This is a genomic window from Desulfuromonas sp. (assembly GCF_002868845.1).
Classification (GTDB): domain Bacteria; phylum Desulfobacterota; class Desulfuromonadia; order Desulfuromonadales; family BM501; genus BM501.
The window spans coordinates 25,392-50,636 of the sequence record NZ_PKUB01000003.1 but is presented as its reverse complement, the minus strand read 5'-3'; the positions used below and the strand labels follow the sequence as shown (position 1 = coordinate 50,636).

22 protein-coding genes are annotated in these 25,245 nt (G+C 64.8%); 15 read left to right on the top strand and 7 right to left on the bottom strand.

What is annotated here, in order from left to right:
- Positions 1–164 precede the first annotated feature (164 nt).
- On the top strand, positions 165–1,382 hold the full coding sequence (locus C0617_RS00715) for a U32 family peptidase (RefSeq protein WP_291315103.1): 1,218 nt from the start codon (positions 165–167) through the stop codon (positions 1,380–1,382).
- A gap of 7 nt (positions 1,383–1,389) precedes the next feature.
- Here the strand turns inward: C0617_RS00715 and C0617_RS00710 are convergent, their stop codons facing one another.
- Entirely contained in the window at positions 1,390–2,076 is a 687-nt protein-coding gene (locus C0617_RS00710) for a metallophosphoesterase family protein (protein WP_291315102.1), read from the bottom strand.
- A gap of 202 nt (positions 2,077–2,278) precedes the next feature.
- Between C0617_RS00710 and C0617_RS00705 the strand changes: the two genes are divergently transcribed.
- The 4 genes from C0617_RS00705 to nudC are packed head-to-tail and all read left to right on the top strand — an operon-like array spanning position 2,279 to position 4,433.
- Complete coding sequence (locus tag C0617_RS00705) at positions 2,279–3,019, top strand: hypothetical protein (RefSeq protein ID WP_291315101.1); 741 nt, start codon at positions 2,279–2,281, stop codon at positions 3,017–3,019.
- A 20-nt stretch (positions 3,020–3,039) separates the two neighbouring features.
- Positions 3,040–3,348: an NUDIX hydrolase gene (locus C0617_RS00700; RefSeq protein ID WP_291315100.1), complete on the top strand. Its 309-nt coding sequence runs from the start codon at positions 3,040–3,042 to the stop codon at positions 3,346–3,348.
- Complete coding sequence (locus tag C0617_RS00695) at positions 3,349–3,561, top strand: NUDIX hydrolase (RefSeq protein ID WP_291315099.1); 213 nt, start codon at positions 3,349–3,351, stop codon at positions 3,559–3,561. It begins immediately after the preceding gene.
- 5 nt (positions 3,562–3,566) lie between these two features.
- The gene (gene nudC, locus C0617_RS00690; protein ID WP_291315098.1) at positions 3,567–4,433 is read left to right on the top strand and encodes an NAD(+) diphosphatase; all 867 of its coding nucleotides are present in this window, start codon (positions 3,567–3,569) and stop codon (positions 4,431–4,433) included.
- Positions 4,434–4,755: 322 nt separating this feature from the next.
- Here nudC and ald read toward each other — a convergent pair whose 3' ends face one another.
- On the bottom strand, positions 4,756–5,862 hold the full coding sequence (gene ald, locus C0617_RS00685) for an alanine dehydrogenase (RefSeq protein WP_291315097.1): 1,107 nt from the start codon (positions 5,860–5,862) through the stop codon (positions 4,756–4,758).
- Between the two features lie 143 nt (positions 5,863–6,005).
- Here ald and C0617_RS00680 point away from each other — a divergent pair, with 143 nt between their 5' ends.
- Entirely contained in the window at positions 6,006–6,248 is a 243-nt protein-coding gene (locus C0617_RS00680) for a DUF4911 domain-containing protein (RefSeq protein ID WP_291315096.1), read from the top strand.
- A gap of 98 nt (positions 6,249–6,346) precedes the next feature.
- Here the strand turns inward: C0617_RS00680 and C0617_RS00675 are convergent, their stop codons facing one another.
- The gene (locus C0617_RS00675) at positions 6,347–6,730 is read right to left on the bottom strand and encodes an OsmC family protein (RefSeq protein WP_291315095.1); all 384 of its coding nucleotides are present in this window, start codon (positions 6,728–6,730) and stop codon (positions 6,347–6,349) included.
- A gap of 86 nt (positions 6,731–6,816) precedes the next feature.
- Entirely contained in the window at positions 6,817–7,062 is a 246-nt protein-coding gene (locus C0617_RS00670; RefSeq protein WP_291315094.1) for a YheU family protein, read from the bottom strand.
- 308 nt (positions 7,063–7,370) lie between these two features.
- Between C0617_RS00670 and C0617_RS00665 the strand changes: the two genes are divergently transcribed.
- Complete coding sequence (locus C0617_RS00665; protein WP_291315093.1) at positions 7,371–7,802, top strand: hypothetical protein; 432 nt, start codon at positions 7,371–7,373, stop codon at positions 7,800–7,802.
- Between the two features lie 284 nt (positions 7,803–8,086).
- On the opposite strand, the gene C0617_RS00660 is transcribed toward C0617_RS00665, so the two are convergent.
- Positions 8,087–9,217 carry a DUF362 domain-containing protein gene (locus tag C0617_RS00660; protein ID WP_291315092.1) on the bottom strand — a complete coding sequence of 377 codons (1,131 nt, stop codon included), beginning with the start codon at positions 9,215–9,217 and terminating at the stop codon, positions 8,087–8,089.
- A gap of 251 nt (positions 9,218–9,468) precedes the next feature.
- Here C0617_RS00660 and C0617_RS00655 point away from each other — a divergent pair, with 251 nt between their 5' ends.
- Together C0617_RS00655 and C0617_RS00650 are read left to right on the top strand one after the other, a co-directional pair.
- On the top strand, positions 9,469–10,431 hold the full coding sequence (locus C0617_RS00655) for an SPFH domain-containing protein (RefSeq protein WP_291315091.1): 963 nt from the start codon (positions 9,469–9,471) through the stop codon (positions 10,429–10,431).
- On the top strand, positions 10,409–13,756 hold the full coding sequence (locus C0617_RS00650; RefSeq protein ID WP_291315090.1) for an AAA family ATPase: 3,348 nt from the start codon (positions 10,409–10,411) through the stop codon (positions 13,754–13,756). The genes C0617_RS00655 and C0617_RS00650 overlap by 23 nt, the downstream gene beginning before the upstream one ends.
- A gap of 173 nt (positions 13,757–13,929) precedes the next feature.
- Here the strand turns inward: C0617_RS00650 and C0617_RS00645 are convergent, their stop codons facing one another.
- Positions 13,930–14,424 (bottom strand): universal stress protein, encoded by a 495-nt coding sequence (locus C0617_RS00645; protein ID WP_291315089.1) that lies wholly within the window; start codon positions 14,422–14,424, stop codon positions 13,930–13,932.
- A 129-nt stretch (positions 14,425–14,553) separates the two neighbouring features.
- Positions 14,554–15,615, bottom strand: coding sequence for a mechanosensitive ion channel family protein (locus tag C0617_RS00640; protein WP_291315088.1), 1,062 nt, complete (start codon positions 15,613–15,615; stop codon positions 14,554–14,556).
- Positions 15,616–15,759: 144 nt separating this feature from the next.
- On the opposite strand from C0617_RS00640, the gene corA reads away from it, so the two are divergent.
- The 6 genes from corA to C0617_RS00610 all read left to right on the top strand — a co-directional run bounded on the left by corA (position 15,760) and on the right by C0617_RS00610 (position 25,195).
- The gene (corA, locus tag C0617_RS00635) at positions 15,760–16,824 is read left to right on the top strand and encodes a magnesium/cobalt transporter CorA (protein WP_291315087.1); all 1,065 of its coding nucleotides are present in this window, start codon (positions 15,760–15,762) and stop codon (positions 16,822–16,824) included.
- A gap of 45 nt (positions 16,825–16,869) precedes the next feature.
- Positions 16,870–19,272: a phosphoenolpyruvate synthase gene (ppsA, locus tag C0617_RS00630; RefSeq protein WP_291315086.1), complete on the top strand. Its 2,403-nt coding sequence runs from the start codon at positions 16,870–16,872 to the stop codon at positions 19,270–19,272.
- 311 nt (positions 19,273–19,583) lie between these two features.
- The gene (locus tag C0617_RS00625) at positions 19,584–21,440 is read left to right on the top strand and encodes a PAS domain S-box protein (RefSeq protein ID WP_291315085.1); all 1,857 of its coding nucleotides are present in this window, start codon (positions 19,584–19,586) and stop codon (positions 21,438–21,440) included.
- A gap of 42 nt (positions 21,441–21,482) precedes the next feature.
- Positions 21,483–23,081: a PAS domain-containing protein gene (locus tag C0617_RS00620; protein ID WP_291315084.1), complete on the top strand. Its 1,599-nt coding sequence runs from the start codon at positions 21,483–21,485 to the stop codon at positions 23,079–23,081.
- A gap of 75 nt (positions 23,082–23,156) precedes the next feature.
- Complete coding sequence (locus C0617_RS00615; RefSeq protein WP_291315083.1) at positions 23,157–23,795, top strand: ATP-binding protein; 639 nt, start codon at positions 23,157–23,159, stop codon at positions 23,793–23,795.
- 2 nt (positions 23,796–23,797) lie between these two features.
- Complete coding sequence (locus tag C0617_RS00610) at positions 23,798–25,195, top strand: sigma-54 dependent transcriptional regulator (RefSeq protein WP_291315082.1); 1,398 nt, start codon at positions 23,798–23,800, stop codon at positions 25,193–25,195.
- The last annotated feature ends 50 nt before the right edge of the window (positions 25,196–25,245 follow it).

Genomic DNA, 25,245 nt, shown 5'->3' with positions numbered 1-25,245 from the left:
CCAGGAAAGATGGGATTGATTGGGGGAAAACAAAATATCTTAACAATTATAGGGTTTTTTGGCGATTGTCAAGTGAAGAATGGTGGCGGTGCACCCTCTCGGGCCTAACATTTTCGTTCCTGGCTGTGTTAAGCTGGCGGGCAATTCACCGGGAGGAGAGAGGCATGTCGCGACCTGAATTGCTGGTCCCCGCGGGGGACATGGAAAAGCTGGAAACCGCACTCGACTACGGGGCCGACGCGGTTTACCTTGGCGGCGAGCATTTCGGCCTGCGGGCCAACGCCGGTAATTTCGACCTTGCGGGACTGGCCCGGGCCCGGGAGCTGACTCTCGCCAGGGGACGGCGGCTCTACCTCACCCTCAACGCCTACCTGCGTCCCTGCGAGGCGGCCTCCCTGGCGTCCTACCTGGAGGAACTGAGGCCCCTGGGCCTGGACGCCTACATCGTCTCTGACCCCGGAGTCCTGGAACTGGTGCGGGAGGTCGACCCGGGGCGGGAGATCCACCTCTCCACCCAGGCCAACACCACCAACGCCGGGGCCGCCCGGTTCTGGCAGCGGGCCGGGGTGCGGCGAATCAACCTCGCCCGGGAGCTGACCCTGGAGGAAATTCGCTCCATTCGCTCCGCCACCGACATGGAACTCGAAGTCTTCGTCCACGGGGCCATGTGCGTCGCCTACTCGGGGCGCTGCCTTCTCTCGGCGGCCCTTGTCGGGCGCAGCGCCAACGAGGGCGGCTGCGCCCACCCCTGCCGCTGGGGCTACGCCCTTGTGGAGGAAACCCGCCCCGGGGAGTATTTCCCGGTGGAGGAGGACGCCCGGGGAACCTACATTCTCAACAGCCGCGACCTGTGCCTGCTCGAACGCTTGCCGGAGCTCGTCGGGGCGGGGCTGGACAGCCTCAAGATCGAGGGCCGGATGAAGAGCCGTTACTACGTGGCGGCCGTGACCCGGGTCTACCGGGCCGCCCTCGACCGCTACCTGGCCGACCCGGAAGCCTACCGTCCCGAGCCCGACTGGGTCGGGGAGTTGGAGCGGGTCAGTCATCGCCCCTACGGCACGGGCTTCCTGTTCGGCGGCCGGGACGACGCAGGGGTGCAGAGCGGCGATGCACGCTACCGGCGCAGCCACGATTTCGTCGGGGTGGTGCGGAGCGTGGACGGCCAGGGGCGCGGGACGGTCGAGGGGCGCAACCGGTTCTTCCCCGGGGAGACCCTGGAGCTGATCGGCCCCGGAATGCGGCAGGCATCCTTCCCGGTGGAGGAGGTTTTTGCCGGGGGGGGGGAGCCGCTGCAGGTGGTCCAGCCCAACGCTCGGGCCGTTATGGCGCTGCCGCCGGGGGCGCGGCCGGGGGACCTGCTGCGCCGCGAGGCGGCCGGGTAGGAATGGTTCAAGGACGGAGGGCCGGCGGCGCCGCGGAGTTCCAGAAGCGGCGCCGCTCCACGTCGCAGCAGGTGAGTACCCGGCCGTAGACGGCGCCGGTGTCGAGGCCGATGCGGGTGGCGCTCCAGAGGGGCTCGGTTCGGGGGGTGTGGCCGAAGACCACGGTCTTGCCCCAGTCGTAGGCCGAGCCGATGAACTCGTCGCGGATCCAGAGCAGGTCCTGCTCCGACTGCTCCTCCAGGGGCAGGACCGGGCGCAGGCCTGCGTGGACGAAGACGAAGCGCTCGGTTTCGTAATAGAGGGCCAGGCCCGCCAGAAAGTCGAGGTGCTCCTTCGGGATGCGGATGCCCCGGTCCTCCCGGTAGCTCTCCAGGGTGGCGGCGCCGCCGTTGAGCAGGAATGGCAACTGGTCCACGCCGCCGAGGAAGTCGAGGAACATCGCCTCGTGGTTCCCCTTGAGAAAGACGCTGCGGGGGTGCCGCCGCCGGAAGGCGAGCAGGTAGTCGAGCACGCCCCGGCCGTCCGGGCCGCGGTCGATATAGTCGCCGAGGAAGACGACCCGGTCCGCCGCTCGCGGCCGGACCCGCTCCATCAACCGCTTCAGGTGGTCGAGGCAGCCGTGGATGTCCCCCACCGCCAGCAGGCGGCCGGTCTCCGGGGGCGATGGGGGCGATGTCGGGTGCGAGGGGGCCATGGCCGGGCGCTCCTTTGTTAGTATTCTATCTCCATCGGCGGCCTGTGCAGCTTTTCGGCCCCGGTCGGGGGGCGGTTCTTTCACTGGCCCGGCAGGAAAGCCTGTGATATCATCGCCCACCATCGGGGTTCGCCTTCCACGCAGGGGGAAGAACGCTCCAGTCCGGTGGAATGATTGCGATCTGACAAGGAGGATGAAGAAGATGAAGACTTCGATTCTGGCGGTTCTTGTGGTCCTGATGTTCTGCGGGCCCGCCGCGGCGGGCAAGTACGACCTGGAGTTCCCCTCGGACCTGGCCAATTCCGTGCTGGGTGACCTGGTCAAGGAGGCGGGCCTGGCAGCCGCCTACCGGGGGATCGCACCGGCGGAGCCCGGGGGAATCACAGGCTTCGATGTCGCCGCCGAGGTCAGTTTCATCAACATCGACAACGATCTGTGGGACGAGGTCATCCGGCTGGGCAACGGTTCGGCCCCCGGTTACCTGGCCGTGCCCCGGATTCACGCCCGCAAGGGACTGCCCTTCAATATCGACGTGGGGGCCAGCTACGCCCAGGTCCTGGACAGCAACGTCGAACTCGCCGGCGCCGAGCTCCAGGTCGCCCTTCTGGAGGGGACCGTGGCCACCCCGGCCCTCTCCCTGCGGGGCAGCTACTCCACCCTGCTCGGGGTGGACGACCTCTCCCTCGACACCTACGCCGCCGACGCCGTGATCAGCAAGGGGGTGCTCATGCTCACCCCCTACGCCGGGATCGGGGTGGTGCACATCGCGGGCAAGTACGACGGCGACGACCCCCTGCTGCGCGGGGTGCTCGGGGACCACGACTACAACGAGGTGCGGGTCTTCGGCGGGGTGCAGGTGGCCCTGACCCTGCTGCGCTTCACCTTCGACGTGGAGTACTCCCAGCTGCCGGTCTACACCGCCAAGATCAGCCTCGGCTTTTAGGCGCCCGCGGAGGCCCAGCCATGAAGGTCAGGAAGGAGGAGATATTCAGCGGCCGGATCGTCTCCCTCGCCATCGAGGGGCACCGCCTGCCCGACGGGCGCGAGGCCGACTTCGAGATCGTCCGCCATCCCGGCGGGGCCGCCGTCCTGCCCCTGCTGGAGAACGGCGAGGTCGTCCTGATCCGCCAGTTTCGCCCCGCCGGAGGCGGCATGGTCGTGGAGATCCCCGCCGGCCGCCTCGAGCCGGACGAGTCTCCCGAGGCCTGCGTGCGCCGCGAACTCGTGGAGGAGGTCGGCTACCGCGCCGCCAGGGTGGAGAAGCTCGGGTAGATGCTCACCGCCGTCGGCTTCTGCGACGAGGTGGTCCACCTCTACCTGGCCCGGGATCTGAGCCCCGTCCCCCGGGCCCCCGAGCCCGACGAATACATCGAGGTCTTCACCCTCCCCCTCGAGGAGGCGCTGCGCATGGTGCGGGCCGGTGAGATCCCCGACGGCAAGACCCAGCTGGCCCTCCTCCTTTATGCCGGGTCCGGGGAGGGCTGAGAGCGGTGCTCCCCGAGACCTTCCCGTCCCCCCTTTTCCTTCCCTTCAACAGCGAGTGCGTGAAGGAACGCCTGAGCCTGCTCCCTCCCGGCCCCGACGGGGGCGAGGCGGGGGTCTGGGCGATCCTGCGCGGCACCGAATTGCTGGTCCGCGAGGGAGAGCCCCCCGGACTTTCCTTCGGCCTCCTGCCGGAGGAGCTCCGGGCCCTGGAGCCGAAGGCGGTCCGCCTCGGCACCTGGGACGGCCGCCCCTGCCGCGCCCTGGCCCTGTCCCGGGCGACCGGCCTCCCGCCGGGCCTTGTCGCCCGCGACATCCTCGCTTCCCGGCCCGACCTGCCGGTCGATCTCCTCTCCCTCGGCGGTGTCGCCGGCCAGGTCCTGCACTGGGAGCGCGGCAGCCGCTTCTGCTCCCGCTGCGGCGGCGCCCTCGAGCCCATCGCCGGCGAGTGGGGCAAGAGCTGCCTCCCCTGCGGCGCCCTCCACTACCCCCACATCCACCCCTGCGCCATCGTCCTGGTGCGACGCCCCGGAGAGGTCCTCCTCACCCGCAAGGCCGAGTGGCCGCCCGGGCGCTACAGCCTCGTGGCGGGGTTCCTGGAGTTCGGCGAGTCCCTGGAGGAGGCGGCGGCGCGGGAGGTGCTGGAGGAGACGGGGATTCGGATCCGGGACGTCCGCTACGTCGGCAGCCAGTGCTGGCCCTTCCCGAGCCAGCTCATGGCGGGCTTCGTCGCCGAGTACGACGGCGGCGAGGTGCAGGTGGAGGAGAAGGAACTGGAGGACGCCCGCTGGTTTCCCGTCGATGACCTGCCGTCCCTGCCCCCCAAGCGGAGCATCGCCCGCTTTCTGCTCGATCACCACATCCCCGGCGTTTGAAACCAGAATCGGCCTCACGCCCCTTCGCTTGCGCTCACTCAAGTCCGCAAAGGGCGCAAAGAAAGTCGTTGAAACTCGCCTTGATGCCCTCCTTGGCGTCTTTGCGGCTTTGCGTGAGACAGGCTTTGGGTTTGGGGTGAACTGCCATTCCCGTTATTGATGATGAAGTCAAATTCACAGCCGATGTCACGAAAAAAAAGATAAAAAAACCCCCGGGTGGGAGCCCGGGGGGATGCAAAATACTTCTTTTTCTGGGAAAAGCCGCCTTTGGAGGAGGTTTGATGGCTGAAAAAGAAATACCTGCGAAATTCTGGTTCGTCTTTCAGGGGCCGTAGGGCTCCCAGGGCAGGTCGAGGGCCCGGGCCACCGATTCGTTGCGCAGCACCCCGGCGTGGGTGTTGACCCCTCGCGCCAGGGGAGCGTCCGCGCGGGTCGCCCCGGCCAGGCCCAGCCCGGCGATCTTGCGCACGCAGGGCAGGGTGCTGTTGGTCAGGGCGTAGGTGCTGGTGCGGCTCACCGCCCCCGGCATGTTGGCCACCCCGTAGTGGAGCACCCCGTCGACGGTGTAGACCGGGTCGTCGTGGGTGGTGGCCCGGGTGGTCGCGACGCAGCCGCCCTGGTCGACGGCGACATCGACGATGACGCTCCCCGGGCTCATGCGCCCGACCAGCTCCCGGCTGACCAGGAGCGGGGCCCGCCCCCCGGTCACCAGCACCGCGCCGACGATCAGGTCGGCCCGGATGACCTCGTCCTCGATGTTCTGCGAGTTGGACATGAGGGTCCGCACCCGGTTGCCGTAGTGGTCGTCCAGAAAGGCCAGGCGGCCCGGGTCGATGTCGAGCACCGTCACCTCGGCGCCCATGCCGACGGCGATGCGCACCGCGTTGCTGCCGACGGTGCCGGCCCCGAGGATCACCACCCGGGCGGGCTTCACTCCCGGCGCCCCGCCGAGCAGGACTCCCTTGCCCCCCTGTTCCTTCTGCAGGTAGTGGGCCCCCACCTGGACCGCCATGCGGCCGGCCACCTCGCTCATCGGGTGGAGCAGGGGGAGGCTGCCGTCGTCCAGCTGCACCGTCTCGTAGGCGATGCCGGTGACTTTTCGCTCCAGCAGGGCCGCGGTGAGGCGGGGGGCCGGGGCGAGGTGCAGGTAGGTGAAGAGGAGCTGGCCTTCGCGCAGCAGCTCCAGCTCCCTCTCCAGGGGCTCCTTGACCTTGACGATCAGCTCCCCTTGCGCGAAGAGGGCCTCCGGCTCCTCGATCAGCCGGACCCCGGCCTTCTGGTACTCGGCATCGGCGATGCCGCTGCCGGCCCCGGCGCCGGTCTCCACCAGGACGGTGTGGCCGTCTTCCACCAGGGCGCGCACCCCGGCGGGGGTCATGCCGACCCGGTACTCGCGGGTCTTGGTTTCCTTGGGGACGCCAATAATCATTTTAAATTCTGCTAAAAATTGTTTAGGGAAAATAACTTTTTTTACCCGATACGTCAAGCATAAAGGGGCGGTCCCATTCCGGGGATTGTCCCCCCGCTCCGGCTCTGCTACGATGGCCCCTTCCACTCCCCGGAAGGAACCCCATGGACTCGCCCTTCGAAAAACGCTGCTACCGCCTGCCGAAGCAGCAGATCGCCACCCTGCGCTTCACCCTCGAGAGCTACGACGGTCTCGCCTTCGTGCGCACCCTCGCACCCCGCGAGGCGGTCGTGGAGATCGCCTGGCCCCCCTCCCGCTCGGCCGACGCCGAGGCCCTGCTGGCGGCCCTGGAGCAGGAGTGCGAAATGGTCGAGGTGCCTCGCCCGCAGGACTACACGCCTCTCTAGTTCCCTTTTTTATACAGTCTACCTGAAATGCCTGGAGCCGACTCGGTCCAAGCCTCCCACCCACCAGTCGTTGCCGTCAGGGGGCGAGACCTCTGTCCCTATACCACCACCGTCTCGAAATCGGGCGGATTCTGGATCACCTTCTTCACCGCGCACATGTCCGTCGCCTTGACGATGGCGTCCCGGTACTTGTCGGGGAACCCCTCGGGCAGGTGGATCGTCAGGGTGATGCGGTCGAGCTTGCGCGCCCCGCTCCCCTTGGCGGTGTCGAGGGTGATCTTCAGGCCGTCGGTGGAGAGTTTGCGCTGCTGGCAGAAGCGCAGGGCGAAAAAACCGGAGCAGGTGCCGATGGAGGCGAGGAAGGTGTCGAAGGGGGAGGGGGCGCTGCCTTCGCCGCCGCCCGCTTCGGGCTGGTCGGTGCGCAGGGTGAGGCCGTCGAAGTGGGCTTCGATGGCCAGGCCGCCGGGGAATGTGATCTCCATGGACATATGTTCTCCTCTTCTGTTTGGTGGGGAGGCTGTTTTCTCCCCGAGGGGTGTCTCCGTCTTCGGGCCGGTGGGGACCCGGTTCAGCGGCGAACGACGATATTGGCGGTCTGTGACTTCAGGTCGAAAACGACCTTGACCTTTTTGTCCCGCAACTGTTGAAGCACCTGCGCGATCTTGCCCTCCATCGTATAGCTGTCGTCCCCGAAGTCCGACCAGTCCCTGGTCACGAATTCCTGGATCATGGTCCGCAGCGTGTCCGGGTTGATCTGCTCGTACGGGACCTCCACCCCCTCTTCGGGGTGGTCGGGTTGCTTCTCTTCGGTCAAGAATCACCTCAAATGTTCAGGTTGGGCAAATTGTTCTTTGGGGTTCAAGAGAAAAGGCGCCACAACCCAATCGGTCACGGCGCCTTTTGCTTCATTCCATCGTCCCTCCAAAGAGTCACTTCATGGACGAACTCTTATAGCACACGTCTCCCCGAAACGACAAGGCATCCTCTGTTTCCCCGCTCCTGCCGGGGGCAGGGGCTCTTGACCCCCATCCGTCCTATGCAGTGTCCCTCAGGTCTTGAAAAAGCGGCAGACTATAATACTGTTATAAATAATTAACCCGTCGGCAGGAAAGGAGCCATCTTATGGGATTTTTCAACAAAATGTTCGGCAATAAGCTGGATTACCCGGACCTGGACCCGGCTGGCCCGGTCGCGGGACATTTGGAAAAAATCAGCGGCCAGCTCCAGGCCCTCTTCGAAAAGGTGCATGAGCCTGTGGAGGTGGTGCCGGGAGAAGATGGAGGCATCGTCTTTATCGGCAAGCCCCCGAAAAAGTTCGGCATCGCCTGGATCGAGGGGGATCGGGTGATCAACTTCAAAACCCTGGTCGATGAGCATGGGGTTGAGCCCCGGCAACTGCAGTCGCTCTCCGATCGGTTGCGGGAGATCTACGAGGCCAACGAAAGCGATGATCGCTATAAGGCGACGGTCGGCAGTCGTGAAGTGGTGGTGCACCCCTCCGACAGCTTTCGCGCCCAGGTCAACGAGGCGATCGAGTCGATGAGCCATCACTGAGGTGTTTCGCGTTTAACGGGTGCTCTCCAAGTGTTTGTCCTTGAAGCACGCCGCCCCGGGGCCTTTCCGCGGAAGCGCGGGGCCCTGATGAACCGTAAAAGCCGACGGGGGCTCAGGGCAGGGCGGGGGCTTCAAGGGCAAACCGAAAGCAGGTGATTCAGCCTGCTCGTTTCTGCCGGCCTCCCGTCTCCCCGGGGGGCCTTCCCGTTGCCGCACTCAAAAAAAGCGCCGCAACCCTCCGGGCGCGGCGCTTTCAGCCTGCTCTTGCCGGGGCGTTCGCCCCGCTACCACCCCTTCGGGCTTTTCGGCTCCAGTTTCACCAGCTCGTACCGGCGGCTGCCGAGGCCGATCTTCTCGGCCTGCTCGAGGGTGGCCTCCCAGTCGATGTGGGGGTAGACGGCGCGGAACTTGTCGGCCCCGGCGGCGGCCGGGTCGCCGAGGACGGTGCCGGGCAGGCCCGGGGCGGCGTTGACGAGGTCGGCGCAGGCCTGGTCGAGGGCGACCGGGTCGGTGGAGACGGCGATCCCCTGGTCGGCGACGATCGGGGCGTCCGAGTGGCCGTAGCAGTCGCATGCCGGCGAGATCTGGGTGACGAAGTTGACGTAGAGGGTCTTGCCCTGCTTGCCGTGCACCGCCCCCTTGGCGTACTCGGCCATCTTCTTCATGACCAGGGGCGCCTCGGCGTTCCACTGGATCTGGATCGCCTTCTCCTCGCAGACGGTGATGCAGCGGCCGCAGCCGGCGCACTTGTCGGGGTCGATTTTTGCGATTCCCTCCACCATGGCGATGGCGTCGTGGACGCAGGCCTTGAGGCAGGCGGCGCAGGCGGTGCAGAACTTCTCCGCGACGACCGGGGCGACGTTGGAGTGCATATCCAGCTTTCCCTCGCGGCTGGAACAGCCCATGCCGAGGTTCTTGAGAGCGCCGCCGAAGCCGGTCAGCTCGTGGCATTTGAAGTGAGAGACGGCGATCAGGGCATCGGCTTCGAGGATCTCCAGGCCGATGCTCACGTCCTGGAAGAATTCGCCGCCGATCTCCACCCGGCGGGCCGACTGGCCGCGCAGGCCGTCGGCCATGACCAGGGGGGCGCCGACGACGGCGTAGGCGAAGCCGTTCTCGATGCCGCAGGAAAGGGCCGAGACCGCTTCCTTGCGCTCGCCGGGGTAGAGGGTGCAGCTGTCGGTGAGGAAGGGGCGGCCTCCGAGGGCTTTGACCGCCTCGACGATCCGGCGCAGGAAGGGGGGGCGCACAAAGGCGTGTCCTCCCTTCTCGCCGAAGTGGACCTTGAGGGCGGCGAGGTCGCCGCGGTCGACGATGCCGTCGATGCCCGCCTCTTCGAGGAGGCGTTCCAGTTTGTCGAAAAGGTTCTCGCGGTGTCCCGCGCGCATGTCGGCGAAATAGACGGTGCTGGCCATGGGGTCCCTCCGGCGTCTGCGGGTGAGTGGGTCGTTTTTAATGATTTTCGAACGTTACCACAGGGTGGCGCGGGTTTCAATCGGGTAGAGATAAACACTGTTTGATATTTCAGGGGGCAGTGCTTCATGGAGATGTCTGGAATGGCTGTGTCCGGACGATCTTTTTAATGATAAAAGCGATTTCTGTCCGACCGGCTTTATCCAATAAAAAGATGTTATAATTGTTCCAACGTCAACTCGGGGGTGTGCCTGTGGAACCGGAACAACGATTTCGACTGCTGCAGCGGGCCAGAATCAAGACTTTCCTGCGCCGGGTCTTTTCCACTCTCCTGGTGGGGGGGGCGATTTATTACGGGGTGGTTCTGGTCTATGCCACCAAGACGATCTACAAGGTCCGCCGCAACTACGCGGTGATCGTCGAGACCCTCTCCGGCGAGAGGCGGGTGGTGGAGGACGTCGGCTGGCACGGGCGGCTACCCTTCTTCACCCGGCTGGAGTTGGAGGTGCCGCTGATGAACCAGGAGCTTTATCTGGGGGGCCAGCCGGAGACCCAGCGCATCATCTCCAAGGGGAACGTCGCCCTCTGGACGAGCGCCATGCTCACCTACCGCATCAGGGACCTGGAGCGCTGGGGGATCGAGAACAAACTCCCCCAGAGCCTTCTGCAGAACGACTTTGACGGCATCGTCAATGACGTCATGCAGAGCCGCACCATCGACGAGCTGATCTCCGGGCGCGAGACGATTAAGGAGGAGATTTTCTCGGATCTCAAGGATCGCCCGATCAACGCGGGGGGCCCGACCCTGGAGGAGAAGTACGGCATCGAGGTCGTCTCATTCGTGTTGCGCGACACCCGCTTCGGCGACACCCTGGCCGCGGCCAGCGAGGAGAAGAAGCGCCGCGAACTCATCGCCGAGGCGGAGAACTACGCCGCCGACCTCGAGGCGAGCCGGACCCGCAAGCTCTACGCGGCCTACAGCGAGTCGATCAGCGATTTCCGCCGCTCCCTCGGCCTCAGCGCCGACAGCGACCGCTACCTCTTCGATTTCCTCAACCAGCAGAAGTGGGCCACCGCCTACGAGAAGAACCAGCAGGGGCAGAACACCTTCGTGCTCAACACCACGGGATCGGCGCCCCCCGTGACGCTGCCGGCTCCGACCGCGGGTGCCCGCAAAGACCGGAAGCCGCCCTATGGCCCGACCACGAAAGACTAGACGGCCGGTCTATATCCGCCTTTCGGAAAAGCGGATCAGGCAGATCGAGGCCCTGGCCGAGAGCTGGAGCTTCGAGACCAAGCTCTTCGTTTTGCGCCGGCTGCGCCAGTACGACCCGACCCGCACCCCCCTTTCCTTTTTGCGCGGCTGGGTGAAGCGCCTGTTCAAGCCGGGCGAGCGCAGCTTCACGATCCTGCGCGACCCCGAGCTGCTCAGCGACTGGCGGCGCCGCTTCGAGATCTCGGGCTCGCACAACGCCCGGGCGGCCTGGGACAAGATCCTCTCCCGCGAACTCGACTGGCACGACTACCAGTACCTGCTCTACCTGCTGGTCGAGCAGACTTCGGACATCTTCGTCCCCGAATCCTTTCTCGAGATCTTCCGCAAGCTCTACCACGCCCACATTCTCAAAGGCTACACAGAGGACCCGACCGTCCCCCGGGCTCCCCTGGTCCTGGTGGTCGGCCCGACCGGCGGGGGCAAGAGCTCCACCGTAAAGGAGGCGGTGGAGCGGGCGATCTTCGCCGCCGAGGTGCGCCCCCTCATCGACCTGCAGGCCAAGAAGGACGACGTCATGGCCGGGCTGCCCTTCTGGTACAAGCTCGAGGACGTCGACCCGGAGCTGGCGGTGCGCCTGGAGCGCCGCCGCAAGATCGAACGGCTGAGGCTTATTTCCAGGCTTCCCGGGGTCAAGTACCTGTTTCGGGAACGGATCGGCCAGGCCCTCTCCTCCCTGGAGGAGGAAGGTGTTTGGGTCGATCACGCCATGATCACTCCCAACGACTACCAGACCGCCTGGGCCGGCGAGCCGGGCAACTACCTGCGCAAGGCGATGGGCGACCCGCGCAACACCTGCATCCGCCACCTGGAGGAGGCCCATTCCGCCTTCGGCCGCCCCGACCAGATGAGCAGCGTCAAGGCGCAGCAGAGCACCCTCGTCGACGCCGCCAACATCCTCATCGACGAGATCACCCAGGGCAAGCGTGATTGCCTGCTGATCGCCACCACCGATCAGCCGGAGCAGTTCGACCCGGCCATTTACCAGCGCTTCGTGGAGCGGGGCCTGGTCATCGACATCGGCGACCTGTGGAAGGACCCGGCCAACCTGCGTGAGGTGGTGCGCATGGAGCTCAAGCGCAACAACTGCACCTTCGGCGAGGGGACCGGGCCGCTGGTCGTCTCCGAGACCGCCCTCGAGGCTGCTGTGGAGCGACTCTATCCCATCTTCCGGGAGCTCAGCCTGCGCATTCTCCCCGCCTACGTTCGCCGTCTCATCGACTCTCTGCTTGCCATCAAGGGCGATTTCCGCCCCGGGTATCTGGATGACCAGCTCCTGGTTCGCGACGCCCTCAAGGAGGTGGCGCGCAACGTCTACGGCTCTCTCTTCAAGGACGTGGTCGGGCACATGGACCGCGGCGTCCGCTGGGAGGACTACATCGGCGGGATAAAGAACGAGTTCTCCGAGATGGTCAACAACTCCCTTTACTATCACGTCAGCGAGGAGAAGGGGGTCGTCCTCACCGGCCCGCCGGGCTCGGGCAAGACCTACATGGTGCGCTCCTGGCTCGGGGACAACACGGACGTGCAGGACCTGGCGGTCCACCTCGGCCACCTCTCCGACCCGGTACGGCCGGTCGAGGGGATGGTGGAGAACCTGGAGAAGGTCTACGACATCGCCAAGATGCTCTCGCCCGCCATGGTCTTCTTCGACGAGGGGGACGCGGTGGCGCCGCGCCGCTCTCAGCAGGGCGGCAGCCCCTACGACAAGGTCACCAACAAGTTCCTCTCCATTATCGACGGCGAGTCCACCCTGAACCGGGTCTTCACCGTTCTGACGACCAACCGTCTCGATATTCTCGACCCGGCCCTGATCCGCTCCAAGCGCCTGAAAGTGCTCAACGTCATCGGTCACATGCGCGACGAGGACGCCTTGAGCATCATGCGCAAGGAACTGGTCGGGATCCCTCTGGACGAGGGGCTTACCTTCGAAGAGATGCTGCGCCAGGCGCGGGGGATCTGCGAGACCCCGGCGGACTTCACCGCCTTCGCCGAGAAACTGCGCTCTCAGCGCTCCACCGAGATCGAGGTCCTCGACAAGCTGATGCACGATGTGGACAAGCCGGAGGAGGATCGGGCCCGTTTCGTGCGCTTTAACTACAAGATCCTGCAGGGGCTCCTGGAGGGGACCGCCGGAGAGGGAGAGCTGGCCGCCCGGGCCCGCCAGGGCGAGGAGGCCCTGCTGGCCTGCCTCGACACGGTCGCCGAGAGGCTCGGCAGGGCGCGGGCCAAGGGCGAGCACCCCATCACGGCCTGGCACCTCCATAGCGCCCGCCAGCAAATCGCCAGCAGCCCCACCCGCAAGGGGAAGCAGCAGCTTGACGAGTTCCTTGAGACCGAGCTGTCCCGCGAGCCCCAGGTGGGGTTCGTGGTCGGAGTCGGAGCCAACGACACCAGCGGGGTGCTGCTGCCCATCGCTTCTTCCCTCGTCTACCGGGTCCACCCGGAGAAGATCGTTGTCACCGGGGCGGTCTCCACCTCAGCCCCCGGGGCGGCGGAACTCGACCTGGCGGTGCAGATGACTCAGCAGAGCGCCCAGGAGGCTCTGACCCTGGTGGAGAACTATCTGCAGTCGCTGCAGCCCGATATCAACGTCTTCCGCCTGGTCGGCCGCTACCTGGAGGGGTATACCCTGCACCACCAGCTGCTCTCGGCCTCCTACAACGTGGGGGGGCCGTCTGCCGGCTTCGCCCTGGCTATCAATACCCTCTCGGTGCTGCTCTGCCTTCCGGTGCTCAACGACTTCGGCATCACCGGGGCCCCCTGGACCAAGGGCGCGCAGAAGGGGGAGGTGGGGGCTTCGGTCATTATCGGCGGGCATCGGAAGAAGACCGAAAAGGTCCTTCAGTACCTGTCGCGCATGTTCATGCCCCTGCAGAACTACCAGGACCTGGAGCCGGAACTGCTCGAGGCTTACCGTATCGAGGGGCGCGACATCCGCGGGGTGCAGAGCTTCTCCAGCCTTGTCCCGGAGATCATGTTCTTCGGTCCCTCCCACTTCCAGCAGTTCGGAGAGTATCAGGACCTGCGCCGCAAGTCGGACCTTCAGGGCCGGGGAGAGGACGAGAAGGCCGACGAGAGGGGCGATTTGGAGGCCGCCGCCGCCGCCTTGCGCAAGCAGGCCGAGGAGGAGATCCGCCGCCGCCTCGAGGCGATGCGCCAGTACGTGGAGCAGGGAGGGGACTCCCTCGCCAGCCTCGAGCGCATCCTTCGCCAGCCACAGCCTGCGACCACGGAAGAGGAGAAGGCCAAGGGACCCTTTAACTAACGATGTGACATGCAGGGATTGCGAAGAAAGAAAAGATGGGGGGACTGCCCACGAGAGGCGTCCCCCCATCTTTTTTGGGATACGCGGGAGGCGGGCCATCGCCTGCCCGGACAGAACAGGGCCGCTCTCCCTTCGGAGGGGCCGGGGCGGCTATGCGTCCCTGCCGGGAAGTCCTACTCGACGACCCATACGGCGCAGTCCTTGGCCTGCCGCTTGACCCGGTCGGTGATGCTGCCGTGGAAGAGCTCCTTCAGGCCGGTGTGCGCGTGCTTGCCGAGGCAGATGGCCTCGTAGGCGCCCTCTTCCGCCTCGTTGACGATCTCCGCCGGAATGCTCACTTCCCGTGACGCATACTTTGTATCGATGTGGTCGGGCTCCATTCCGAGTTTTTCGGCCCGCCGGACCATCCGCTTGAACATCTTGTCCCGGACCTGTTCATGCTCGGCATGGAAACGGTCCGAGCCCTCCCACAATTTCTCCAATTGTTCCCGCTCGGTTTCACCCTCGGGAAGCTTGTCGTGCTCGATGAAGTCGTTCGGGACGGGTTCTCCCACGGAAAAGATGGTCAGGTGAGCGTCCTCCATTTCGCGCGCCATTTTGGCTGCATATTCGAGGGCCCGTTCGGACTCGTCCGTACCATCTACCGCCACCAGGATCTTGTGTGCCATAAGGACCTCCCTTAAAGCGTTTCACCAGTCTCTGTTTCCAGTATAACAGCGCGATTTATCGTTGCAATAAGGCCTGCCTCGGGGCAGTCGGAGCGGTCTTTTCGACGGCGGGGATCCCCTGCCCCGGGGTCACTCTTTTCGCTCGGCCTGGCGGGAGGCCTCTTCGAGGTGTGATTTCAGCCGATCCCGGATCGCGGTGCAGCGCCCGATCTTTTCCTGGAGCCTGTCCCTCGGTTCCCCCTCGGCCGCGCCGGCCAGGGATTTTTCGAGCTCTCCCAGGGTTGCCTCGATGGTCTTCATCTGTTCTTTTTTCTCCTCCAGGGTTTCGGCATGCTCGGCCTTGTCGAAGATGATCGCCTCGGGATCCGTCTCCGGAGCTTTCTCTTCGGATGCCTCCTGTCGGGGCGGGATGAACATCTTGTCTCCCGTCGCCCGGGTGTTCATGAAGTTTGGGGAGACGATTTCGATCCCTTCCCGGTGGAGGGTGTCGAGGAGCATGGCGTTGAGGCGCGAGCCGGCCGAAAGGAACTGCTTGACCTCCGGGAGAAGGCCGTGGACCCGGTAGGCAACCGAGAAGTCCCCGAGCCTGGTGAGGTAGACGAAGGGCTCTTCGAGCCCGGCCGCTCCGGCCGCCTCGACCAGCAGGGCCTCCACCTGCTGGCGGGGGACGTCGTAGCCGAGGGAGACCTCCGAGGTCACGATGGTCCCCGAGGCGCGGGTCACCTTGACCGGGTGGGTGGCGAGGAAGAGGTTGGGCAGGGTGGTCAGGTCGCGGTTCTCGGTCTGGATCTCCACGTGAAAGAGCCCGCGCCCGGAGACCCGGCCGAAGTGGTCCTGGACCCGGATGAAATCCCCCATGCGGAAGCTGCGCACCGTGCGCAGCATGATGCCCGCCAGGGCGTTGCCCAGGAAGGTGGTGGAGCTGAGGGCGAGGGCGGCGCTCAGCACGATGCCGATCAGGCTCAGCACCTGGCCGCGCAGAGTTTCGCCCAGGGGCAGGCTGAGCACGATGAGGAGCAGGCCGAACAGGGTCAAGCCCAGCATGATGAGCTGCCGGTGCAGGTTCCTCTCCGGCCGGTCCTTGAACCGGGCCTCGAGAAGGATGTGGCTCCCGGCGAGGCCTCCCACCACCAGGGCGGTCGTCACCAGGGGGAGAATGAATTGTTTCAGCAGCAGGACAAGGGTTTCCAAGAGCGCAGGCCTCCTTGGGATAAAAACTTATTAAAAACTTAACCGACCGGGGGTGATCGTCAAGGGCCCTCTTGTTACTTTGTTGAAATGGGGTAACTTTATGAAAAGACATGCGGTTTGTTGCCTTTTGTAGAGGGGGCTGGAATGAGGAGACGACTTGCTCCGGTGAGGAAGAAAAAGGTGGGTGCGGCCCCGGGCACCCTGGTGCACATCGGGGAGAAGAAGGGGGAGAAGGCCCGGATCACCCTTATCAGCTACGGTCCGGAGCGGCTGGAGGAGGGCGCCCTCCGGAGCCCTTCCGAGGCGAGGGAGACCGGGGCGGGCGGGGTGTCCTGGCTCAACCTCGACGGTCTCCACGATGTGCCCCTGATCGAGGCTTTCGGCAAGAAGTACGGCCTGCACCCCCTGGTCCTTGAGGACATCCTCAATACCGGCGGGCGGCCCAAGCTCGAGGACTACGGGGACTACCTCTTTCTTGTCGCCAAGATGCTCTTCCACGACGAGGAGGCCGGCGAGATCCGCACCGAGCAGGTCAGCTTCGTCCTCGGTTCAGGCTACGTCCTCTCTTTCCAGGAAGAGGCGGGGGACGTCTTCAACGGCGTGCGCGAGCGCCTGCGCAGCGGTAAGGGGCGCATCCGGCGAATGGGCCCCGACTATCTGGCCTACGCCCTGCTCGACGCCATCGTCGACAGCTATTTCGTCATCCTCGAGAAGATCGGCGACCAGCTCGAGCGCATGGAGGACGAATTGATCGTCGAGGCCACCCCCGAGTCGCTGCAGAAGATCCACGCCTTCAAGCGGGAGATGATCCTGCTGCGCAAGTCCGTCTGGCCCCTGCGTGAGGTCCTCGCGGCCCTGCAGCGGGACGAGACTCCCCTGGTGACCGAGGCGACGGGGGTCTTCCTGCGCGACGTCTACGACCACACCATCCAGGTGGTGGACACGGTGGAGACCTTTCGCGACCTCATCGGCGGCCTGCTCGACCTCTACCTGTCGAGTATCAGCAACCGCATGAACGAGGTCATGAAAGTCCTCACTATCATCGCCACCATCTTTATTCCCCTGACCTTTCTGGCCGGCATTTACGGCATGAACTTCGAGCACATCCCCGAACTGAAGTGGCGTTGGGGCTATGCCGCCTTCTGGCTGGCGGTCGTGGTGCTGGGCGGGGCCATGTTCGGCTTTTTCCGGCGCAAAAAGTGGCTTTAGGAACTTCTGCCAAGATTGAGGCAGGACGGCAAAGAGGAGAAAGTCATGGCCCGTGAAGACCTGGTCCTGTGGTTCGAGGAAGTCAGCCTGAAGGACGTCCCCCGGGTCGGGGGCAAGAACGCCTCCCTCGGGGAGATGGTGCGCCACCTCGGCCCCGGGGGGGTACGGGTGCCGCCGGGGTTCGCGGTGACCGCCGACGCCTACCGCCTCTTTCTCCGGGAGGCCGGCCTCGAGGGAAAGCTGGAGCGGCTGTTGGGCGAGCTTGACACCGAGACCATGGCCAACCTCGCTTCCGTGGGGCGGCGCATCCGCCGGGCGCTACGCTCGGCCCCCCTTCCCGCGGGGCTCGAGGAGGCCGTTCGCCGGGCCTACGGTCGGCTGGAAGAACGCTTCGGCGAGGACTGCGACGTGGCGGTGCGCTCCAGCGCCACCGCCGAAGACCTCCCCGACGCCTCCTTCGCGGGCCAGCAGGAGACCTACCTCAACATCCGCGGCGTCGAGGAGCTGCTCGAGGCCTGCCGCAACTGCTTCGCTTCCCTCTTCACCAACCGCGCCATCTCCTATCGCCAGGACAAGGGCTTCGACCATTCCGCCGTGGCCCTCTCCGTCGGCGTGCAGAAGATGGTGCGCTCGGACAAGGGGTGCGCCGGGGTCATGTTCACCCTCGACACGGAGAGCGGCTTCGAGGGTGTCGTGTTGATCAACGCCGCCTGGGGGTTGGGGGAGAATGTCGTCGCCGGGGCGGTCAACCCCGACGAGTACACCGTCTTCAAACCAACCCTGGCCCAGGGCTTCCGACCCCTGCTGCGCGCCACTTTGGGGAGCAAGGAAAAGAAGGTCGTCTATACCGAGGGGGGGGCGAAGGCCACCACCCGGGAGGTGGCGGTCCCTGCAGAGGAGCGGCGCCGCTTCTGCCTCGTGGAGGAGGAGGCGCTGCAGCTGGCGCGCCTGGCCTGCGTCATCGAGGACCACTACCGCCGTCCCATGGACATCGAGTGGGGCAAGGACGGCGAGTCCGGCGAACTCTATATCCTCCAGGCCCGCCCCGAGACGGTCCAGTCCCTGCGCCGGGGCCAGGTCCTGGAGACCTACCGCCTGCAGGGGGAGGGCCAGGTCCTCGCCACCGGCAAGAGCGTCGGCAACCGGATCGGCGCGGGAAAAGCGATGGTCATCAAGGACGCCCACGCCATCGGGCGCTTCGAGCCCGGGCGCGTCCTGGTCACCGACATGACCGACCCCGACTGGGAGCCGGTCATGAAAAAAGCGGCGGCGATCGTCACCAACCGCGGCGGGCGCACCTGCCACGCGGCGATCGTCAGCCGGGAACTGGGGCTGCCCTGCGTCATCGGCACCGGCGACGGCACCGCCGTGCTCAAAGAGGGGCAGGATGTGACCGTCTCCTGCGCTGGCGGGGAGACGGGCCTCGTCTACGAGGGAATTCTCCCCTTCGACGTGGAGCAGACCGACCTCGGCACCCTGGAGCGGCCCCGGACGAAGATCATGATGAACCTCGGCGACCCGGAGCAGGCCTTCGGCCTCTCCCGCATCCCCAACGACGGCATCGGCCTGGCGCGCCTGGAGTTCATCATCAACACCGCCATCCAGGCCCACCCCCTCGCCTTGCTGCATCCCGACCGGATCGCGGACCGGGGGGAGCGGCGGCGCATCGAACGACTGACCGAAGGCTACCCCGACGGGGCCGCCTTCTTCGTCGACAAGCTCGCCCAGGGGGTGGCGACCCTCGCCGCCGCCTTCTACCCGAACGACGTCATCGTGCGCATGAGCGATTTCAAGACCAACGAGTACGCGGGGCTCCTCGGGGGGGCGGCCTTCGAGCCGCAGGAGTCCAACCCCATGATCGGCTTCCGGGGCGCCTCGCGCTACTACGACGAGCGCTACCGGGAGGGCTTTTTGCTCGAGTGCAGGGCCATGCGGCGGGTGCGGGAGGAGATGGGGCTGAGCAACGTCAAGCTCATGATCCCTTTCTGTCGAACCGTGGAGGAGGGGCGGAAGGGTCTGGATGTGATGGCGGAGGCGGGGCTGGAGCGGGGGAAGGACGGCCTGGAGGTCTTCGTGATGTGCGAGATCCCGTCTAACGTGGTCCTCGCCGAGGGGTTCGCGGAAATCTTCGACGGCTTCTCCATCGGCAGCAACGACCTCACCCAGCTGATCCTCGGCCTCGACCGCGACTCGGAGATCGTCGCCCACCTCTACGACGAGCGCAACGCCGCGGTGAAGACGATGATCGCCGACGTCATCGCCCGGGTGAAGAGGGCGGGGCGCAAGATCGGCATCTGCGGCCAGGCCCCGAGCGACTATCCCGAGTTCGCCGAGTTTCTGGTGGAGTGCGGCATCGACAGCCTCTCCCTCAACCCCGACACCGTCCTGGCGACGACGGTGCGGATTTTGGAGGTGGAGAAAAAACAGAATGCCCGAAAAGCCCGGTGACGGCCTTCTGGTTGAATATTATCTGGAGTGACGGTACAGCCTCTTGCCGTGAGCACTGGCTTCTTCTGGCCAGAAAACACATATGTCACCTGCCTAAACCCCGCCTATTTTCCTTCCTTGCAGTCAAAAAGCCAAACATGTAAATAGTTAAATTGCCGTAATTTTATGGACTTTTAATCCTTTTTGTCTGAATATTGTCAAACCATGTCTCAGTCTACTTGTTTGTGTAGAGCTCAATTCGGGGGCCCTTCAGGGACATCCGGGGTGGGGCCGAGCGCACGAGTTCAGTGTGTATCTTCAAGGATGATGGTATGCAATATCGACTCTCCGACCTGATCGACCTGCCCGCCGTGCGGACGATGGTGGACAGTCTGTACGCGGCGGCGGGGATCCCCGTGGGGATGATCGACGTCGACGGGACGGTGCTGCTGGCGGCGGGTTGGCAGGACATCTGCACCAAGTTCCATCGTGTCCATCCGGCCACCGCACGGCGCTGCCGGGAGAGCGACGCCTATATCGATCGCTACCTGACGGGCGATGCCGAACTCCCCTCCTGCGGCTTCATCGAATACACCTGCCAAAACGGCCTGATCGATGCCTGCATGCCGGTCATCATCGAAGGCAACCATCTCGCCAACCTGTACCTCGGCCAGTTCCTCTACCAGCCCCCCGACGAAGCGTTCTTCAGGGCGCAGGCCCTGGAGCACGGCTTCGACGAGGAGGTCTATCTCGAGGCGTTGCGCCGGGTGCCGATCTTCTCCCGGGAGCGGGTCGAGGAAATCCTCGCCTTCCACTCCCATTTTCTGGATGTGCTCATCCGAATGGGTCTGGAACGGTTGCGGTACCTGACAGCTAATCGGGAACTGGAATTCAGAGAGGCTTTCGAGAAACTCATCGCCAATATCTCAACCCGGTTCGTTGAACTCCCCTCTGAAGAGATAAATCAGGGCATCGATCTGGCACTGCAGGAACTTGGCGAATTTATCGCAGCGGACCGCAGCTATGTCTTCTTGCGTACCCCGGGCGGAATGCATGCGTCCTGCACCAACGAGGTGTGCGCGGAGGGTGTTCCAGCAGCCCGGGAGGAGAAGCAGGCCGTCAATTTAAGCGATCTGCCCTGGTACCTGGAGAAGATCAGGAGCCAGAAGGTGCTCTATGTACCGCGGGTCGATGACTTGCCCTCTGAGGCGCAGACGGAAAAGGAACTCTGGCAGGCACATGGCATACGCACTCTGGCAGGGGTGCCGATCTACGTGGCCGAACAGCAGATCGGCCTGCTCGGGTTTGACAGCGTCCATGCGGAGAAATCCTGGGATGACGATACGCTGAACCGGCTCAAGACCGTCGGCGAGATCTTCGGCAGCGCCATTGCCCGCGAGCGCTCCGAAAGGGCGCTGCGCGAAAGCGAGGAGTGGTTCCGGACAATTTTCGAGGCTTCCGCGGTCGGCATGGCGACCTTCTCAGCCGGAAGCAAGATTGATCATGTCAACCCGGCTCTGTGCCGGCTCCTCGGCTACAGCCAGGCCGAGTTGCAACAGCTCACCGTGGCCGATGTGACCCACCCCGAGGACCTCGAGTTGACCGCGCGGCAGATCGACGAGGCCACCGCCGGGCAGCGGCGGCACATCGAAATGGAAAAGCGCTATCTGCGCAAGAACGGATCCACGGTCTGGGGGCAAGTTTCGGTCGCCTACCTGCCCCAGGCGGGGCACGGGCCGATGCGGTCCGTCGCCATGATTCAGGACATCACCGAGCGCAAAGAGGTGGAACGGCGCCTGCAGGAGAGCGAGAAGCGCCTGGCCCTGGCCCTGCAGGTCTCCAACCAGGGGGTCTGGGACTTGAACACCGAGACCGGAGAAACCTATTTCAGCTCCAGGTATTACCAGATGCTCGGTTACGAGTCGGACGAGCTTGAAGCCTCCTATGAATCCTGGGCCGAGTTGCTGCACCCGGATGACCGCGAACAGGCGATTGCCACAGCCGAGGATTTTTTCGACAACGGCCGGAGCTACATGGCCGAGTTCCGCATGCGGACCAAAGACGGCGCGTACCGGCACATCCTTTCCTGCTGCGAGGCGGTCGAGCGTACCAGGGAGGGGCAGCCGCTGCGCCTGCTCGGCACCCACATGGACATCACCGAGCGCGTGGAATACCGGCGGCAACTGTAGAAGAGCCGGGCCAGCCTGGCGGAAGCCCAGCGGATCGCCCGCGTGGGCAGCTGGGATACCGACCTCGAGACCGGCGATATTTTTTGGTCCGACGAGATGTATCGCCTCGTCGGGCAGGAGCCAGCCGCCTTTACGCCTACCGCCGAGCAATTGTTCGAACTCATCCATTCCGATGACCGAGAGGATATGCAGCGGGCTTTTGATCGGGCCCTGACCGGGGAGCGCGCCTATCGGCTCGAGCATCGCGTCATCCTCGCCGACGGCAGCGTCCGGCATTTCGACGTGCAGGGCGAAGTCCAATGCGACGCGGCGGGCAAGCCTGTGCGGATTGTCGGGACGACGCTCGACATCACCGAGCGCAAGGTGGTTGAAGAAGATCTGCAGACCACCCACCGGCGCCTGGCCGACATCATCGACTTCCTCCCCGACGCCACCTTCGTCATCGACCGGGAAAAGCGGGTGGTCGCCTGGAACCGGGCCGTCGAGGAGATGACCGGAGTGCCCAAGGAGGAGGTCCTCGGGCAGGGGGATTATGCCTATGCGCTGCCGTTCTGGGGGGAACGCCGGCCGATCCTGATCGACCTGGTCGAAAGCGACGACCGGGACCTTGAAACCTTCTACGGCGTGGCCAGGACAGAGGACGGCAGGGTCATGGGGGAGGCCTTCCTGCCTCCCGCGGAGAATCGCGCGGGGAAGTATCTCTGGGGAGTCGCCTCGCCCCTGTACGATACCGAGGGGAATGTCATTGGCGCAATCGAGTCGATCCGGGACATCTCCAAACGCAAGCTGGCCGTAGAGGCGGTGCGGGAGAGTGAAAGAAGGCTCGCCACGCTGATGGCCAACCTCCCGGGGATGGCTTACCGCTGTAGGAACGACCGCGCCTGGACAATGGATTTTGTCAGCGAGGGCTGCCGCGACCTGACCGGTTATCTGCCCGAAGACCTGCTCGACAGTCATAAGGTGTCTTATGCTCACATCATTCACCCGGATGACCGGGAAAGGGTGTGGCATATGATCAAGGCTTCCCTTGTGAAGAAACGGCCCTTTCAGTTGGAATATCGCATCCGCACCGCCGGGGGAAAGCAGCGGTGGGTTGCAGAGTTGGGAAGAGGCATATTTTCCGAAGGCGGGGAGATGCTCTTTCTCGAAGGGATTATCACGGACATCACGGAGCGCAAGCAGGTCGAAGAATCCCTGCGCCGCAGCGAAGGGGAGTTCAAAAGGGTTTCGCAAGAGTTTCGTACCCTGCTCGACGGCATCCCCGACGTGATCGTCCTCCTTTCTCCCGACCTGGAAGTTGTCTGGGCCAACCAGGCGGCCGCGGCCCTCCGCCCATCCTCCACTGCGTTCCTGAGCGGAGAGACCTGCTACTCGGCATGGCACAACCGCACGACCCCCTGTGGCATCTGCCCTGCCGTCGAAACATTCCGCAGCGGAGAGATCGTGGAGAGGACGTTTGCCAAGGGCGACGGCCGCAGCTGGCACCTCAAAGCGATTCCCCTGAAGGATTCGGCGGGGGGGGTGATCAATGTCATCGAGATTGCCAGCGACATCACCGAACAAGTTCGGCTTCGCGAGGAGGCCGAACGTTCGAGCCGCCTGGCGGCCCTCGGCGAACTGGCCGCCGGGGTGGCCCACTAGATCAACAACCCCAACGCTCTGGTCAGGGTCAACGCCTCGATCCTCGCCAAAGCGGCGCCGGTCGGACTGGAGGCCTTGGAGGAGCGCTACCGGCAGGATGGCGACTTTACTATGGGCGAATGGGCCTATTCGGAACTGCGGGACGAAATCCCGCTCCTCTTATCTGAAATGCTCGACGCCTCCCGCCGCATCGCTCACATCGTCGAGGACATGAAGGACTTCTCCCGCCCGACGAGAGCCCAGCAACTCGGGCCCTTTGACATGAACGAGGCGGTGGAGGCGGCACTGCGTCTTGCCGGCAGTACCGTTCGCAAGGCGACGGACCATTTCGTGGCTGATTATGGCGCGGGGCTGCCCGCGGCGTATGGGGATTTTCAGGGGACGGTCCAGGTGACGGTCAACCTGGTTACCAATGCCTATCATGCACTGCAGGGGAAGGACAGGGGGATTCGCATCAGGACCCGTTTCGACGAAGACCGGAACAGGGTGGTGCTGGAGGTCCGGGACGAGGGGGTCGGGATTGCCCCGGAGGACCTCCCCCGCATCACCGAACCCTTCTACACCTCCCGGCGGGAAGAGGGGGGGAGCGGGCTCGGTCTCTCCATTTCCTCCCGCATTGCCATGGACATGGGCGCCAAGCTTGCCTTTTCCTCGACCGTGGGCAAAGTGACGACGGCGACTCTGGAAGTTCCCGTTTTTCAGGAGAAGGACTGAAGATGAGCAGGAAACTTTTCCCGGATCTGCCGATCCTCCTCGTCGACGACGAGTCGTCCTGGTTGCGCAGTCTCTCGTTGTCCCTCGGGGGTTCCGCAGGGATCAACCACGTCCTCCAGTGCCATGACAGCCGGGATGTGATGGGAATTCTGGCCGGTCAGGAGGTAAGCCTGATTCTTCTCGACCTGACCATGCCCCATCTTTCCGGCCGGGAGCTGTTGATGATGATTGCCGAGGAGCACCCCGAGGTTCCGGTCATCATCCTTACCGGCATGAATACGGTGGAGACCGCCGTCGAGTGCATGAAACGGGGGGCCTTCGACTTCTACGTCAAGACCGGTGAGGAGGAGCGCCTGCTCGCCGGGGTGCGGCGGGCGCTGGACGTCTATGCTCTGCGCCGCGAGAACTCCGCCTTGCGCAGAGTGGATCAAGCGGGCGAACTGGAGAACCCGGAGGCTTTCTCCGCCATCATCACCCGCAGCCCGAAGATGGAGGCGCTCTTCCTCTATGCCGAGGCGGTGGCGCCCAGCGGCGAGCCGGTGCTGATTACCGGCGAAAGCGGCACCGGTAAGGAGCTGATCGCCCGGGCTCTCCACGAGTTGGGGACCCCCGCCGGGCCGTGGGTCGCTGTCAACGCGGCGGGGCTCGACGACCAGGTCTTCTCGGACACCCTCTTCGGCCATACCAGAGGGGCCTTCACCGGGGCGGACAGGGCCCGGCCCGGCATGATAGAGCGGGCGCAGGGGGGCACCCTCTTTCTCGACGAGGTCGGCGATCTGAGCCCGGCCTCCCAGGTCAAGCTCCTGCGCCTGCTGCAGGAAGGGGAATATCTCCCCCTCGGCTCCGACCTTCCGAAGCGGAGCAACGCGCGGATCCTCTGCGCCACCAACCGCGACCTCGCTGCCCGGCAGGACGCGGGCGCCTTCCGGAAAGACCTCTACTTCCGCGTCCGCTCCCACCAGGTGCACCTGCCCCCCCTGCGGGAGCGCACCGAGGACATCCCCCTGCTCCTCGACGCCTTTCTCGATGAGGCGGCCCGGGGGCTCGGCAAGAAGACGCCAACCCCCACTGCCGAGCTTGCCGTTCTCCTCGCCACTCATCATTTCCCCGGCAACGTGCGGGAGCTGCGGGCCATGGTCTACGACGCGGTGAGCCTGCACCGTACCAAAGTCCTTTCGATGGAGTCTTTTCGCCAGAAGATCGGTCTTACCGCCGGGGAGGGCGTCCTCCCCCCAGCCGCCCTTGTCTTTCCGCAGCGCCTGCCGACCATTGTTGAGACGACCGACCTACTCGTCGGCGAAGCGATGAAACGATCCAAAGGCAACCAGAGTATTGCTGCCGGCCTGCTCGGTATCTCCCAGCAGGCCCTGAGCAAGCGCCTCAAAAAGACCAGCCGCTAGATCTCTCTTTTTGCGCCCCCTTTTCCCCTAAGAGCCACAACCAGGATTGT